This is a genomic window from Klebsiella sp. HMSC25G12, from assembly GCF_001807705.1.
Taxonomy (GTDB): domain Bacteria; phylum Pseudomonadota; class Gammaproteobacteria; order Enterobacterales; family Enterobacteriaceae; genus Klebsiella; species Klebsiella variicola.
In genome coordinates this window covers 34,472-49,795 of record NZ_KV789887.1, presented here as the reverse complement: position 1 = coordinate 49,795, position 15,324 = coordinate 34,472, and the positions used below count along the sequence as shown (strand labels likewise).

Sequence of the window (15,324 nt, the reverse complement as noted above, 5' to 3'; positions counted from 1 at the left end):
CGAGAAGGTATATTATGAGCTATCGTATGTTTGATTATCTGGTGCCAAACGTTAACTTTTTTGGCCCCAACGCCATTTCCGTAGTCGGCGAACGCTGCCAGCTGCTGGGGGGGAAAAAAGCCCTGCTGGTCACCGACAAAGGCCTGCGGGCAATTAAAGATGGCGCGGTGGACAAAACCCTGCATTATCTGCGGGAGGCCGGGATCGAGGTGGCGATCTTTGACGGCGTCGAGCCGAACCCGAAAGACACCAACGTGCGTGACGGCCTCGCCGTGTTTCGCCGCGAACAGTGCGACATCATCGTCACCGTGGGCGGCGGCAGCCCGCACGACTGCGGTAAAGGCATCGGCATCGCCGCCACCCATGAGGGCGATCTGTACCAGTATGCGGGAATCGAGACCCTGACCAACCCGCTGCCGCCTATCGTCGCGGTCAACACCACTGCCGGCACCGCCAGCGAGGTCACCCGCCACTGCGTCCTGACCAACACCCAAACCAAAGTGAAGTTTGTGATCGTCAGTTGGCGCAACCTGCCATCGGTCTCCATCAACGATCCGCTGCTGATGATCGGTAAACCGGCCGCCCTGACCGCGGCGACCGGGATGGATGCCCTGACCCACGCCGTAGAGGCCTATATCTCCAAAGACGCTAACCCGGTGACGGACGCCGCCGCCATGCAGGCGATCCGCCTCATCGCCCGCAACCTGCGCCAGGCCGTGGCCCTCGGCAGCAATCTGCAGGCGCGGGAAAACATGGCCTATGCCTCTCTGCTGGCCGGGATGGCTTTCAATAACGCCAACCTCGGCTACGTGCACGCCATGGCGCACCAGCTGGGCGGCCTGTACGACATGCCGCACGGCGTGGCCAACGCTGTCCTGCTGCCGCATGTGGCCCGCTACAACCTGATCGCCAATCCGGAGAAATTCGCCGATATCGCTGAACTGATGGGCGAAAATATCACCGGACTGTCCACCCTCGACGCGGCGGAAAAAGCCATCGCCGCTATCACGCGTTTGTCGATGGATATCGGTATTCCGCAGCATCTGCGCGATCTGGGAGTAAAAGAGGCCGACTTCCCCTACATGGCGGAGATGGCTCTGAAAGACGGCAATGCGTTCTCGAACCCGCGTAAAGGCAACGAGCAGGAGATTGCCGCGATTTTCCGCCTGGCATTCTGAGTGTTAACGAGGGGGCCGTCATGTCGCTTTCACCGCCAGGCGTACGCCTGTTTTACGATCCGCGCGGGCACCATGCCGGCGCCATCAATGAGCTGTGCTGGGGGCTGGAGGAGCAGGGGGTCCCCTGCCAGACCATAACCTATGACGGAGGCGGTGACGCCACTGCGCTGGGCGCCCTGGCGGCCAGAAGCTCGCCCCTGCGGGTGGGTATCGGGCTCAGCGCGTCCGGCGAGATAGCCCTCACTCATGCCCAGCTGCCGGCGGACGCGCCGCTGGCTACCGGACACGTCACCGATAGCGACGATCATCTGCGTACGCTCGGCGCCAACGCCGGGCAGCTGGTTAAAGTCCTGCCGTTAAGTGAGAGAAACTGAATGTACCGTATCTATACCCGCACCGGGGATAAAGGCACCACCGCCCTGTACGGCGGCAGCCGCATCGAGAAAGACCATATTCGCGTCGAGGCCTACGGCACCGTCGATGAACTGATATCCCAGCTGGGCGTCTGCTACGCCACGACCCGCGACGCCGGGCTGCGGGAAAGCCTGCACCATATTCAGCAGACGCTGTTTGTGCTGGGGGCTGAACTGGCCAGCGATGCGCGGGGCCTGACCCGCCTGAGCCAGACGATCGGCGAAGAGGAGATCACAGCCCTGGAGCGGCTTATCGACCGCAATATGGCCGAGAGCGGCCCGTTAAAACAGTTCGTGATCCCGGGGAAGAATCTCGCCTCTGCCCAGCTGCACGTGGCGCGCACCCAGTCCCGTCGGCTCGAACGCCTGCTGACGGCCATGGACCGCGTGCATCCGCTGCGCGACGCGCTCAAACGCTACAGCAATCGCCTGTCGGATGCCCTGTTCTCCATGGCGCGTATCGAGGAGACTAGGCCTGATGCTTGCGCTTGAACTGGCTGGCGTCAATATCGTACTGCTTCATTTTGCGCCACAGGGTGGTGCGGCCGATATTGAGCAGCTGCGACATCTCCTGCACCCGCCCGCTGGTCACCCGGGCGGCGTGAATAATAGCTTCCTTTTCGATGGCGCTAAAGGTCAGGCTGGCCGGCAGCAGCGATGACGTGCTATCCCCGCCCGGCCGCTCGGAAAAGAGATATTCCGGCAGATTACTCAGGCGAATGTGGCCGTTGTCGCTGCTGATGGCGATATTCTCAATGACGCTGTTGAGCTCAAAATCATTCCCCGGCCACGAGTAGGCCACCAGCTGCGCCAGCGCGTCATCGTCCACTTTCAGTCGCGAAGAGAAACGCTTCTCCAGGCTTTTCAGGCGGTTATGCACCAGCGACGGAATACTGTTGCGTCGGGCGCGCAGCGGCGGGATGACGATCTCGAACGAGTGCAGCGCATAGTACAGCTGGCGGCTAAAGCGGTTCTGCTCCACCAGGTTGGCCAGATCGACGGTGGTGGTGGCGATCACCTTCACATCCACCGGGATCAGGCGCCGGGCGTCAAGGCGGGTGAGCACTCCCTGCTTAATGACCTGCAGCAGAGCCGACTGCAGCTCCGGCGCCAGATACTCAATCTTTTCCAGAAACAGGGTGCCGCCGTTGGCCAGCTCAAGCCGGCTCAGGCGGCCATTCTCATCATCAGTGGGGGCGCTGCCCATAAAGTCCTGGCCCAACACGCTGTCGGCATACAGCTGGCAGTTGACGGCGATGTAGGGGCCGCCAGCCCGCTCGCTTTCATTGTGGATGGCCTGGCTCAGCAGCTCTTTCCCGACCCCCTCTTCGCCGCACAGCAGCACCGGGAAGCCGCCGCGCGCCGCCTGGCGGCCAAAGTGGATCAGGCGCCGGGTTTCCGGATCGTCAGCAGACATCTGCTCAAAGGTGTGGCTGACTTTACCGAGCTGGCTGGTCATCAGCTGCCGCATCTGCTCCACCGGGTGCAGGAGCAGGATAAAGCTGTTGCCTTGCGCCTCGACAATCGGTTTTAAGGTGATCACCGCGTCGACAAACTGATGCTGACTTTCAAAGGTGACTTCGACGTGATTCAGGCCGCGGGCGTGTTTGATGGCGCGGCGCAGCAGCGCCGGGAGGGTCACCAGATCGGCGATATTTTTCCCCTGGCTGGCCTGGGCATCAAGATGCAGCAGTCTCGCCGCCTGAACATTGAGAAACTGTAGTACGCCCTGTTCGTTCCACGCCATCACCCCATCGTCCATGCTCTCCAGCAGGCCGTACATCTGATTGAGGTGGCGGTTGGATTCCGCCAGCAGGCTGTCGGTGAGCAGTGAATTGCCCACCTCGCGGGCGATGGCCAGCGTCAGGGAAAGGTCGGCGCCGGATTGATTCTCCACCAGGCAACCGAGGGAGATGGAGCCGAATAGCCGCCCGTGATTATCAAACACCGGCGTCGAACAAAAGCTCCATGGCTGCAGGGCCTGCTTAAAATGCCGATCGCCGGCGGTGTTGATCGGCTGCCCCTGCATCGCGGCCAGCGACAGCGCGCAGGTGCCGATAATGCTCTCCGCGCAGTAGCTGCCGTCGCGAAATCCCAGGTCAGCCAGCTGCGCCAGCGTTTGCGGTTCGCCGCAGCGGCACAGGATGCAGGCGGTCTCATCAAGAATAAACAGCGCGCAGGGGCGACCGTCCATAAACTCCCAGGCGTCCTCCAGCGCCGCCTGACCGATGGTCAGCAGCGCGGTTTTACGCCGACAGATGGAGTCGAAGGTCAGGCCCTGGGCCTGGTGCGGCGTTTGCCAGGTTTCACGCTGCATAAACTTGCTGCAGCGATGCCATGACTGGGCGATGACGGCAGAGACCGCCTTCCCGGTATCCTGAGTCTGAACAGTCATACTGTTTTCCGCGTTTTACCATAGAGAACCCCTCCGGCAGCCACTGCCAGAGGGGAGAAAGAAAAACCGCCGACCGGCGCCAGCGGTTTAGCCACCGCGAATTAACGCGCCAGCCACTGCTGGCCTAACAGATCGGCGGTGAGGATAGCGGCGTGCACACTCTCCGGGGTCACCGCGAACGGCATATTGTGGATGGTCTCCCCTTCCGCGCAGGTGGCTTTCGCCACCGCGGCGATTTTCGCGTCGATCCCCTCTTTGACGCCCATCTGCGCGAGGGTCACCGGCAGGCCGACGCGCTGGCAGAAGCCCAGCACCGTTTCAATCTCATCCATCGGGCTGTTCTGCAGCACCAGCTGCGCCAGGGTACCGAAGGCCACTTTCTCACCGTGATACAGGTGGTGGCACTCTTCCAGAATGGTGAAACCGTTGTGGATCGCGTGGGCGGCGGCCAGGCCACTGCTTTCAAAGCCAATGCCGCTGAGGTAGGTGTTCGCCTCGATGATGCGCTCCAGCGCTTCGGTCACCACCCCGGCCTGCGCCGCCAGACGGGCCTTTTCGCCCTCCGCCAGCAGCGTATCATAGCACAGGCGGGCGAGGCTCAGCGCCGCCTCGGTGGACTGCCCCCCGGCCATGCTGGTGGCGCGCGCATCGTAGCAGGCCTTGGCCTCGAACCAGGTGGAGAGCGCATCGCCCATGCCGGAGACCAGCAGGCGTACCGGCGCTTTGGCGATAATCGCCGTGTCCATCACCACCATATCCGGGTTTTTCGGATAGATCAGATACTCTTCAAACTCGCCCGCTTCGGTGTAGATCACCGACAGCGCGCTGGTTGGCGCATCGGTCGAGGCGATGGTCGGGATCACCACCACCGGCAGCTTCTGGTAGTAACCGATCGCCTTCGCGGTATCGAGGGTTTTACCACCGCCGATGCCAACCACGCCGCGGCAGCCCTGTTTTTGCAAAATCGCCATCAGACGGTTAATTTCCGCATGGCTGCATTCACCGTTAAACCGTTCCGCATGGCAGCGAATATCGTGGCTCTGCAGACCATTCACCACTTTCTCTCCCGCCAGCTTCATCACGAAATCGTCGGCGATGACGAAGAAGCTATCCGCCAGGTTTTTGGCGTATTGACCGAACAGGACAGCAGCATCAGGACCCTGAAGATATTTGGCTGGAGATTGAATAACTTTTAGCATTCCTTTCACCCTCAAATAAGTGCGCATGTAGACATGAAGAGCCCTGGCGTTATCCGCGCCGGCCGGAAAACGCGGCCTGAACGGAACGGTACCGGAGCAGTGCGATCACTGTAGGGCCGGCAGGGAACAAAAAAATCTTTCGCCTTTTTGTTCTGATATGAAACACAGCTTAAATTTTTACGTTTCATATTGGAACAAAAAACCCTGTTCTCTGTCAGGATTGCGATCCCGATCCGCTCATCTGCCGCATAATGCCCTTACCATCCCCCCTTTTCGGCCTTTTTTTCTCCCGCAGCCGTCAGAAAATCAGCAAAAATTTTTTCCCACCCGCTTCGCCAGCCATCCTGACCGCCGCTTATGACAGAAGAAAAAAAGCGCGCCAGTTCGCATTTTCACCGTATCCTCGGCAAAAACGTTCCATAAAGAAACAAAATCAGGAAGCAATGTTTCGTAATGAAACCAGATCGTCGGGGCATTCTTTTTTTCGTCCGCTCAGCCAGAATCATCATATCGCCAGGCACGCTCCACCGTCAGACGATACCCCTACGCGATGACCGCCTCCGCTAGCAGAGAGGCCGCATCGAACCTTCTCCAACGGAGCACTGAATAATGAAAAAGCTGATTAACCGTGTTGAAGATGTACTGAATGAACAATTACAGGGGCTGGCTAAAGCCCATCCGCAGCTGACCCTGCATCAGGACCCGCTATATGTGACCCGCACCGACGCGCCGGTGGCCGGCAAGGTGGCCTTGCTCTCCGGCGGCGGCAGCGGACATGAGCCGATGCACTGCGGCTATATCGGCCAGGGCATGCTCTCTGGCGCCTGCCCGGGGGAAATTTTCACCTCGCCGACGCCGGACAAAATGTTCGAATGCGCGATGCAAATTGACGGCGGCGAAGGCGTTCTGCTGATTATCAAAAACTACACCGGCGACATCCTGAACTTCGAAACCGCCACCGAGCTGCTGCATCAGAGCGGCATTAAAGTCACCACCGTGGTGGTCGACGACGACGTGGCGGTGAAAGACAGTCTCTATACCGCTGGTCGCCGCGGCGTCGCCAATACCGTGTTGATCGAAAAACTGGTCGGCGCCGCCGCCGAGCGCGGTGACTCGCTGGAAGCCTGCGCTGAACTGGGCCGCCGCCTGAACAATCTCGGCCACTCGATTGGTATCGCTCTCGGCGCCTGCACCGTACCGGCCGCCGGGCAGCCCTCCTTTACGCTGAAAGATGACGAGATGGAGTTCGGCGTCGGCATTCACGGCGAGCCGGGCATCGACCGCCGCCACTTCAGCTCGCTGGACCAAACCGTCGATGAGATGTTCGATACCCTGCTGGAGAATGGCGCCTACAGCCGCACGCTGCGCCAGTGGGATACCGTCAAGGGCGCGTGGCAGGAAGTGAAGCAGAGCAAAACCGCGCTGCAAAACGGCGACCGGGTCATCGCGCTGGTCAATAACCTCGGTGCCACCCCGCTGTCCGAACTGTACGGCGTGTATCACCGTCTCGCCCAGCGCTGCGAAGCGTCTGGCATCATCATCGAACGTAACCTCATCGGCAGCTACTGCACCTCGCTGGATATGTCGGGCTTCTCCATCACCCTGCTGAAAGTGGATGATGAGACGCTGGCGCTATGGGACGCCCCGGTTCATACCCCGGCGCTGAACTGGGGAAACTAAGGAGCACGACATGTCACTGAACAGAACGCAAATCGTCGACTGGCTGTACCGCTGCGGCGACATTTTCACCAAAGAGAGCGATTTTCTCACCGGCCTCGATAAAGAGATCGGCGACGCCGACCACGGTCTCAATATGCACCGCGGCTTTAGTAAAGTGGTCGAAAAGCTGCCGTCGATCGCCGATAAAGATATTGGCTTTATCCTGAAAAATACCGGCATGACGCTGCTCTCCAACGTTGGCGGCGCCAGCGGCCCGCTGTTCGGCACCTTCTTTATTCGCGCCGCGCAGGTCACTCAGGCCCACCAGAGCCTGACCCTCGACGAACTGTACCTGATGATCCGCGAAGGCGCGGACGGGGTGGTCAACCGCGGCAAAGCGGAGCCAGGGGATAAAACCATGTGCGACGTCTGGCTGCCGGTGGCGGACTCCCTGCGCCAGTCCAGCGAGCAGCACCTGTCGATCGCCGCCGCGCTGGATGCCGCCTGCGAAGTGGCCGAGCGTGCGGCCCACGCCACCATCACCATGCAGGCGCGTAAAGGCCGCGCCAGCTATCTCGGCGAGCGCAGCATCGGACATCAGGATCCCGGCGCAACCTCGGTGCTATTTATGGTTCAGATGCTGGCCGCCGCCGCCAAAGAGTAAGGAAATCGCGATGGTAAACCTGGTTATTGTTTCTCATAGCGCCCGGCTGGGCGAAGGTGTCGGAGAACTGGCCCGGCAGATGTTAATCAACGATGGCTGCAAACTGGCGATCGCCGCCGGGATCGACGATCCCGACAGCCCGATCGGCACCGATCCGCTTAAAGTCATGGAGGCGATCGAATCTGTCGCCGATACCGATCACGTGCTGGTGATGATGGATATCGGCAGCGCGTTGCTCAGCGCCGAAACCGCCCTCGATCTGCTCGATCCGACGATTGCCGCGAAGGTGCGGCTGTGCGCCGCGCCGCTGGTGGAGGGGACGCTGGCGGCCACCGTCAGCGCCGCCTCCGGCGCCGGGATCGACAAGGTGATCGCCGATGCCATGAGCGCTCTGGAAGCCAAGCGGATCCAGCTGGGTTTACCTTCGCCAACCCCTGACGCCGCCCCGGCGCCGACGCTTGCCGACGACGGCGACACAAAATCGGTTTCAGTTATTATTAACAACCACAACGGCCTGCACGTGCGACCGGCGTCGAAGCTGGTCGCCGCGCTGGCGGGTTTTAACGCCGATCTGCTGCTGGAGAAAAACGGGAAGTGCGTCAAACCGGACAGCCTCAACCAAATCGCGCTATTGCAGGTCCGCCGCAACGATAAGCTGCGCCTGCTGGCCCGCGGTCCGGATGCCGACGCGGCGCTGGCGGCGTTTCAGACGCTGGCCGCCGATAACTTCGGTGAATCGCCTGCGGGGCAACCGGCAGCGGCTCCGGCAACGCCCGAGCGCGTCGAAGGCGCAGCCCTGCGCTATCCGCTGGCCCTGATCCAGCCGCTCCGCCCGGCTGCCGCCGATGCCGCCCGCGAGCAGCAGCGCCTGCGCCAGGCCATCGACCAGACGCTGGCGGATCTTATCGCCCTGACCGAGCTGGCGGAAAATAAATTTAACGCCGATATCGCGGCGATCTTCGCCGGGCACCACACCCTGCTCGACGATGACGATCTGTTTGATGCCGCCAACGATCGTCTGCTCACCGAACAATGCTCGGCGGAATGGGCGTGGCATCAGGTGCTAATGGAGCTCAGCCAGCAGTATCGCCAGCTGGATGACCCCTACCTGCAGGCGCGCTATATCGATATCGAAGATATTCTGCAGCGCACCCTGCGCCATCTGCAGGGTATTCAGGAGACGCTGCCGACGCCCGGCGAGCCAACAATTATTATTGCCGACAACATTTATCCCTCAACCGTCTTACAACTGGATGCCAGCCTCATTAAAGGCCTGTGCCTGCGCGATGGCAGCGAACAGGCTCACGGCGCGATTATCGCCCGCGCCGCGGGGATCGTCTGGCTGTGCCAGCAGGGCGAGGCGCTGAAGGATATTCAGCCTGGCGAAGCCATCGCGCTCGATATGCGTAACCAACGCCTTATCCGTGACTAAAATTCACGTTGACCGTTACCGCTCCGGAGGCCTGCCTCCGGAGGGTGAGTTTTCGCTTACTCTTCAGGAACCACTATGTCTCAATTCTTTTTTAACCAGCGCGCCAGCCTCGTCAACGATGTGATTGAGGGTACCATTATCGCCAGCCCGTGGAATAACCTCGCCCGTCTGGAGAGCGACCCGGCGATCCGGGTGGTGGTCCGTCGCGATCTGAATAAAAACAACGTGGCGGTGATCTCCGGCGGCGGCGCCGGCCATGAACCGGCGCACGTCGGCTTTATTGGTAAAGGCATGCTGACCGCCGCGGTCTGCGGCGATCTGTTCGCCTCGCCGAGCGTCGACGCGGTGCTTACCGCCATTCAGGCGGTGACCGGCGAGGCGGGCTGCCTGCTGATCGTCAAAAACTACACCGGCGATCGGCTTAACTTCGGCCTGGCGGCGGAGAAAGCGCGCCGTCTCGGCTACAACGTGGAGATGCTGATCGTCGGCGACGACATTTCGCTGCCGGATAACAAGCAGCCGCGCGGCATCGCCGGGACCATTCTGGTGCATAAAGTGGCGGGCTATTTCGCCGAGCGCGGCTTCAACCTCGCCACCGTCCAGCGTGAAGCGCAATACGCCGCCAGCCATACCGCCAGCATCGGGGTGGCGCTGGCCAGCTGCCACCTGCCGCAGGAAGCCGACAGCGCGCCGCGCCATCAGGCCGGTCATGCCGAGCTGGGAATGGGCATCCACGGTGAGCCAGGCGCCTCGACGATCGCCACGCAAAACAGTGCGGAAATCGTCAACCTGATGGTGGAAAAACTGACTGCCGCCCTGCCGGAAACCGGCCGCCTGGCGGTGATGCTTAATAACCTCGGCGGCGTGTCGGAGGCTGAGATGGCGATCCTGACCCGCGAGCTGGCCAACACCCCGCTGCAGGCGCGCGTTGACTGGTTAATAGGCCCGGCCTCGCTGGTGACGGCGCTGGATATGAAAGGCTTCTCGCTGAGCGCCATCGTGCTGGAGGAGGGTATTGAAAAAGCGCTGCTGTCGGACGTGGAAACCGCCGGCTGGCAGACGCCGGTGCAGCCGCGGGCAGTTAACATCATGCCGTCCACTCTCGCCAGCGCGCGCGTCGACTTTATACCATCGGGCAATCCACTGGTGGGCGATTACGTCGCGCAGGTGACCGGCACCCTCTCCGACCTTGAAGCCCATCTCAACGCGCTGGACGCCAAAGTGGGCGACGGCGATACCGGCTCCACCTTCGCCGCCGGGGCGCGCGAGATTGCCGACCTGCTGCAGCGCCAGCAGCTGCCGCTAAACGATCTGCCAACGCTCTTTGCGCTGATCGGCGAACGTCTGACGGTGGTGATGGGCGGCTCCAGCGGGGTATTGACGTCTATCTTCTTCACCGCTGCCGGGCAGAAGCTGGGACAAGGCGCCAGCGTGGCCGAGGCGCTGAACGCCGGTCTGGAACAGATGAAGTTTTACGGCGGCGCCGATGAGGGAGACCGGACGATGATCGACGCTCTGCAGCCGGCGCTGGCGGCGCTGCTGGCCGAACCGGAGAATCTGCAGGCCGCTTTTGCCGCGGCGCAGGCCGGGGCGGATCGCACCTGCCAGTCGGGCAAAGCTGGCGCCGGACGAGCGTCCTATCTCAACAGCGATAGCCTGCTCGGCAACATGGACCCCGGCGCCCATGCGGTAGCGATGGTGTTTAAGGCCCTGGCGGAACGATAAGCCTTCCCCGGTGGCGCAGCGCTTACCGGGGCTACAAATCGGCGCCAACCGTAGCCCGGATAAGGCGCAAGCCGCTATCCGGGTTTTACTGGGGCGACGTCACACCGCCGAAGAGAAGGTCGGGTAAGGCGTAAGCCGCCACCCGACAAAAAACGGCGCCAACCGTAGCCCGGATAAGGCGCAAGCCGCTATCCGGGTTTTACCACGATGGCTTTTTACTTGCTGTGCCAGTACGCCTGGGAACGCACCAGTTGCTGTTCGATGCTCTCGTCTTCAAAGCGCGCCAGCAGCGATTTCACCACCGCGCCTTCGCCGGTCAGCCAGATGAAATAATCCTCCGCCGGCACCTTCACCTGGGCCAGACGCTCGGCGACGAAGGCCGGGTTGTGGCCCACCACCCACTCGATGTTAAAGCCGTCGAGATCCGCCAGATAATCTTTATACGACGCATCGGCGATAGTAACGATGACCGTCACCTGCGGCCTTGCCGGCAGCTGGCGTAATCCCAGCAGACGACGGCGCAGCGCCGGCATGCCGGACTCATCGCAAACATACAGCTGCCAGGCATAATCTTCCGGCACCACCAGCGAGCCGCGCGGGCCGCCGATCACCAGCTTATCGCCCACTTTTGCTTCCAGCGCCCAGCGGCTGGCGATACCGCCATCGTGGATATAGAAATCGTAAGTCAGCTCGTGACGTTCGGCATCGTACAACGGCGTATAGTCACGAGTGGCAGGCCGCACGCCCTCGCCCCAGTCAATCCCCTCCTCGGTCACCTGCGGCGGGGTAAATGCCGCGCCCGGCTCGGGGAAAAAAAGCTTGGTATGATCGTCAAAGCCGTGAGAAGCGAAGCCTTCCAGCGCCTCGCCTCCCAGCACGATACGCTGGAACGCCGCGCCTGCGCGCTCCACGCGCAGCACCGTCAGCTCACGGAAACGCAGCTCATTGCGGACACGCTGCGGGTACTTGTCTGCTTTGGTTTTTGTCATCATCGATTGCCTTCGTGAACGGTAAATAGATATATCTAAACTTGATGCAAATGATAATGATTGCCAACTAAAAAGAATGCAAGTCTTTTTTTGATATAGTCAAAACAAACCGCATCAAAATCCACAGCCAGAAAATAATTACATATATATCAATATATTAAAAAATAAATAGCAACCAGCATTGCGAACATTCATTTTTTAGATATAAATTAGATATATCAAAAACAGCAGGAGGTAACCATGCGACATCATCATGAAGAGGGGCGTGGGCCACGCGGGCGCCACGGTGATCCCAGCGAACACGGCGACCATGGCCGCCGCGGCGGCGGACGTCGCCAGCGTTTCTTTGGCCACGGTGAACTGCGGCTGATCATTCTGGATATCCTCAGCCGCAACGCCAGCCATGGCTATGAGCTGATCAAAGAGATCGAAACGCTTACCCAGGGGAACTACAGCCCCAGCCCGGGGGTGATCTACCCGACGCTGGATCTGCTCCAGGACCAGGGCCTTATCAGCGTGGAAGATGACAACGGACGTAAAAAAATCGTTATCAGCGAGGAAGGAAAACAGCTGCACGCCGAGAACCAGGAGCACCTGGCCCATATCCAGGAGCGTCTGCAGGCGCGGATGGTCGGCTGCGAGCTGCGCCGGGATCCGCAGATGAAGCGCGCGCTGGAAAACTTCAAAGCGGTCCTCGACCTGAAAGTGAACCAACAGGCCAGCAGTGCCGCCCAGCTCAAGCAGATCATCGGCATTATCGACCGGGCGGCGATGGAGATCTCTCAGCTCGACTAAGCCTCTTTTGTTACCACCGGCTGCCCCGCCCTGGGGCAGCTCGCACCACGACGGATCGCCCCGTTCATCGCCGCCAGGCAGAAAATCTCGTCAGCTCAGGAATAAAACGTGCCAATAGTGGCGCAATGAGATTAAATTTTACACATTTCGTCTTTTACTTTGCATTTATCCCGATTTTCACCGCTTCTGCCGAACTGGCGTAATCCCTGCAATACTTAATCCAGTATCGTGTGATACGTCCGCCCCAGGAGCACATTTTGAACAGGTTACCTTCCAGCGCATCGGCTCTGGCCTGCAGCGCACACGCACTGAATCTCATTGAAAAGCGCACGCTTGATCATGAGGAAATGAAAGCACTTAACCAGGAGGTCAGGGAATACTTTAAAGAGCATGTGAATCCGGGGTTTTTAGAGTATCGAAAATCGGTCACAGCCGGCGGGGATTACGGAGCCGTAGAGTGGCAAGCGGGAGGGTTAAATACGCTTGTCGACACCCAGGGACAGGAATTTATCGACTGCCTTGGTGGGTTTGGCATCTTCAATGTAGGGCACCGTAATCCAGTTGTGGTATCCGCCGTCGAGAATCAACTCGCGAAACAACCGCTTCACAGTCAGGAACTGCTGGATCCGCTACGCGCGATGCTGGCGAAAACCCTGGCAGCCTTAACGCCCGGCAAACTAAAGTACAGTTTCTTCTGCAACAGCGGTACCGAATCGGTAGAGGCGGCCATCAAGCTGGCGAAAGCCTATCAGTCGCCGCGCGGTAAATTTACCTTCATCGCCACCAGCGGCGCCTTCCACGGTAAATCGCTGGGCGCGCTGTCGGCCACCGCCAAGTCGACCTTCCGCAAACCCTTTATGCCGCTGCTGCCGGGCTTCCGCCACGTGCCGTTCGGCGATATCAACGCCATGCGCACCATGCTGAGCGAGTGCAAGAAAACCGGCGACGACGTCGCGGCGGTGATCCTCGAGCCGATTCAGGGCGAAGGGGGCGTGATCCTCCCGCCGCAGGGGTATTTGCCGGCGGTGCGTAAGCTGTGCGATGAGTTTGGCGCCCTGCTGATCCTCGACGAAGTGCAGACCGGCATGGGCCGCACCGGCAAGATGTTCGCCTGCGAGCATGAGAACGTTCAGCCCGATATTCTGTGTCTGGCGAAAGCGCTCGGCGGCGGTGTGATGCCGATCGGCGCGACGGTGGCGACGGAAGAGGTCTTCTCGGTGCTGTTCGACAACCCGTTCCTGCACACCACCACCTTCGGCGGCAACCCGTTGGCCTGTGCGGCGGCGCTGGCGACGATCAACGTGCTGTTGACGCAAAACCTGCCGGCGCAGGCGGCGCAGAAAGGCGATATGCTGCTGGACGGGTTCCGCCTGCTGGCGCAGGAGTATCCGGACCTGGTGAATGAAGTGCGCGGGAAAGGCATGCTGATGGCCATCGAGTTTGTCGATAACGAGATTGGCTACGACTTTGCCAGCGAGATGTTCAGACAGCGGGTGCTGGTCGCCGGGACGTTAAACAACGCCAAGACGATCCGCGTTGAACCGCCGCTGACCCTCACCCTGGAGCAGTGTGAGCAGGTGCTGAAAGCGGCGCGTAAGGCGCTGGCGGCCCTGCGCGTCTCGGTTGAAGAAGCGTAATAAGTGCCCTTCCCCCTCTCCCACAGGGAGAGGGGGAAGGAAAATCCTCATACCTGCGGCAACAGGCCGATAAAGCTGCGTTTCTGCCGCGGCTGCGACATCATCTCCTCCAGCTTTTCGACGCAGGCTAAATAGTGCGGCGTCTTCTTATGCGCCAGCACCGCCTCATCGTCTTTATAGGCTTCGTAGATAAAAAAGCGGGTTTTCACCTCGGGATCCTGCAGGACATCAAAGCGCAGGTTGCCCGGCTCCTGCAGCGCGCCTTCGTGGTTGGCGCGAAACACCTCAAGAAACTCATCCACCCGCTCGGGTTTAATATTGATCTCCACCAGCGTCACATTCATTTCAGCTCTCCCTGTTTCTCTTCCTGCCAGAACTGATACGCTTCGCGCGCGTTCAGATTCTCATGCACCACCTTTTTCACCGCCTTCAGCATCGCGCGCGGGGCGCTGGACTGGAAAATATTGCGCCCCATATCCACCCCGGACGCCCCCTGATCGATCGCCCGCCAGCACATCTCCAGCGCCTCATGCTCCGGCAGTTTTTTACCGCCGGCAATCACGATCGGCACCGGACAGCTGGCGGTCACTTTTTCAAAGCCTTCCTCAACGAAATAGGTCTTCACAAACTGCGCCCCCATTTCGGCGGCAATCCGGCTGGCCAGCGAGAAGTAGCGCGCATCGCGGGTCATCTCTTTGCCGACGCCGGTAACCGCCAGGACCGGCATACCGTAGCGATTGCCGGCATCCACCAGTTTGATGATGTTATTGATCGACTGATGTTCGTATTCGCTGCCGATATAGACCTGCGCCGCCACCGCGCAAACGTTGAGACGCAGCGCGTCTTCCATCGCCACCGCCACGCATTCGTTGGAGAGTTCGCTCAAAATCGAATTGCCGCCGGAGGCGCGGAGCACCACCGGCTTATTGGTGGCCGCCGGTACCTGGCTGCGCAGTACGCCGCGGGTGCACATCAGCACATCGGTGTCGGCAAACAGCGGCGCAATCGACAGGTCGATACGCTCCAGCCCGGTGGTTGGCCCCTGGAAGTAGCCATGATCGAAGGCCAGCATCACCGTGCGGTTGCTGTGCGGATTAAAGATGCGCGCCATCCGCGACTGCATGCCCCAGTCCAGCGAGCCGCAGCCTTTCAGGGTATACAGCGTATTCTGCTGCGGGCGGTCGATACCGAAGTCCTTACCTTCTTTGATGTCGTCTAAATCAGCCATCTCATCCTCC

General features: G+C 60.4%; 14 protein-coding genes and 1 pseudogene. 10 read left to right on the top strand and 5 right to left on the bottom strand.

What is annotated here, in order from left to right; all coding sequences use genetic code 11:
* The first annotated feature begins 14 nt into the window (after positions 1-14).
* Genes dhaT through HMPREF3096_RS13120 form a run of 3 tightly spaced genes read left to right on the top strand, consistent with a single transcriptional unit; the run spans position 15 to position 2,083 of the window.
* A complete protein-coding gene (dhaT, locus tag HMPREF3096_RS13130) occupies positions 15-1,178 on the top strand; it encodes a 1,3-propanediol dehydrogenase (RefSeq protein ID WP_032731283.1) in 1,164 nt (387 codons plus the stop codon).
* Positions 1,179-1,198: 20 nt separating this feature from the next.
* The gene (locus HMPREF3096_RS13125) at positions 1,199-1,552 is read left to right on the top strand and encodes a glycerol dehydratase reactivase beta/small subunit family protein (protein WP_032731284.1); all 354 of its coding nucleotides are present in this window, start codon (positions 1,199-1,201) and stop codon (positions 1,550-1,552) included.
* On the top strand, positions 1,553-2,083 hold the full coding sequence (locus HMPREF3096_RS13120; RefSeq protein ID WP_032731285.1) for a cob(I)yrinic acid a,c-diamide adenosyltransferase: 531 nt from the start codon (positions 1,553-1,555) through the stop codon (positions 2,081-2,083).
* Here the strand turns inward: HMPREF3096_RS13120 and dhaR are convergent.
* Complete coding sequence (gene dhaR, locus HMPREF3096_RS13115; RefSeq protein ID WP_032731286.1) at positions 2,061-3,986, bottom strand: dihydroxyacetone kinase operon transcriptional regulator DhaR; 1,926 nt, start codon at positions 3,984-3,986, stop codon at positions 2,061-2,063. The genes HMPREF3096_RS13120 and dhaR overlap by 23 nt on opposite strands.
* Before the next feature lie 101 nt (positions 3,987-4,087).
* A complete protein-coding gene (locus tag HMPREF3096_RS13110) occupies positions 4,088-5,185 on the bottom strand; it encodes a glycerol dehydrogenase (RefSeq protein WP_023298237.1) in 1,098 nt (365 codons plus the stop codon).
* Positions 5,186-5,436: 251 nt separating this feature from the next.
* Between HMPREF3096_RS13110 and HMPREF3096_RS29255 the strand changes: the two are divergent.
* From HMPREF3096_RS29255 to HMPREF3096_RS13090, 5 genes and pseudogenes are all read left to right on the top strand, one after another.
* Positions 5,437-5,639, top strand: a pseudogene (locus HMPREF3096_RS29255) (hypothetical protein).
* 155 nt (positions 5,640-5,794) lie between these two features.
* Positions 5,795-6,865, top strand: a complete 1,071-nt coding sequence (gene dhaK / locus HMPREF3096_RS13105; protein ID WP_070544502.1) for a dihydroxyacetone kinase subunit DhaK — start codon at positions 5,795-5,797, stop codon at positions 6,863-6,865.
* 10 nt (positions 6,866-6,875) lie between these two features.
* A complete protein-coding gene (dhaL, locus tag HMPREF3096_RS13100; protein WP_008806558.1) occupies positions 6,876-7,508 on the top strand; it encodes a dihydroxyacetone kinase subunit DhaL in 633 nt (210 codons plus the stop codon).
* A gap of 10 nt (positions 7,509-7,518) precedes the next feature.
* Complete coding sequence (gene dhaM, locus HMPREF3096_RS13095) at positions 7,519-8,940, top strand: dihydroxyacetone kinase phosphoryl donor subunit DhaM (protein ID WP_032731287.1); 1,422 nt, start codon at positions 7,519-7,521, stop codon at positions 8,938-8,940.
* A 75-nt stretch (positions 8,941-9,015) separates the two neighbouring features.
* Positions 9,016-10,665 carry a glycerone kinase gene (locus tag HMPREF3096_RS13090; protein WP_070544501.1) on the top strand — a complete coding sequence of 550 codons (1,650 nt, stop codon included), beginning with the start codon at positions 9,016-9,018 and terminating at the stop codon, positions 10,663-10,665.
* Between the two features lie 215 nt (positions 10,666-10,880).
* Here the strand turns inward: HMPREF3096_RS13090 and HMPREF3096_RS13085 are convergent, their stop codons facing one another.
* A complete protein-coding gene (locus tag HMPREF3096_RS13085) occupies positions 10,881-11,657 on the bottom strand; it encodes a siderophore-interacting protein (protein ID WP_162822787.1) in 777 nt (258 codons plus the stop codon).
* A 237-nt stretch (positions 11,658-11,894) separates the two neighbouring features.
* On the opposite strand from HMPREF3096_RS13085, the gene HMPREF3096_RS13080 reads away from it, so the two are divergent.
* Positions 11,895-12,449 carry a PadR family transcriptional regulator gene (locus HMPREF3096_RS13080; protein WP_008806562.1) on the top strand — a complete coding sequence of 185 codons (555 nt, stop codon included), beginning with the start codon at positions 11,895-11,897 and terminating at the stop codon, positions 12,447-12,449.
* Between the two features lie 257 nt (positions 12,450-12,706).
* Positions 12,707-14,086 carry a putrescine aminotransferase gene (ygjG, locus tag HMPREF3096_RS13075; protein ID WP_012540512.1) on the top strand — a complete coding sequence of 460 codons (1,380 nt, stop codon included), beginning with the start codon at positions 12,707-12,709 and terminating at the stop codon, positions 14,084-14,086.
* Positions 14,087-14,133: 47 nt separating this feature from the next.
* Here ygjG and lsrG read toward each other — a convergent pair whose 3' ends face one another.
* Both lsrG and lsrF read right to left on the bottom strand, forming a co-directional pair.
* Positions 14,134-14,430 (bottom strand): (4S)-4-hydroxy-5-phosphonooxypentane-2,3-dione isomerase, encoded by a 297-nt coding sequence (lsrG, locus tag HMPREF3096_RS13070; protein WP_002917723.1) that lies wholly within the window; start codon positions 14,428-14,430, stop codon positions 14,134-14,136.
* Complete coding sequence (gene lsrF, locus HMPREF3096_RS13065; RefSeq protein ID WP_012967199.1) at positions 14,427-15,314, bottom strand: 3-hydroxy-5-phosphonooxypentane-2,4-dione thiolase; 888 nt, start codon at positions 15,312-15,314, stop codon at positions 14,427-14,429. Before lsrF ends, lsrG begins: the two co-directional genes overlap by 4 nt.
* Between the last annotated feature and the right edge of the window lie 10 nt (positions 15,315-15,324).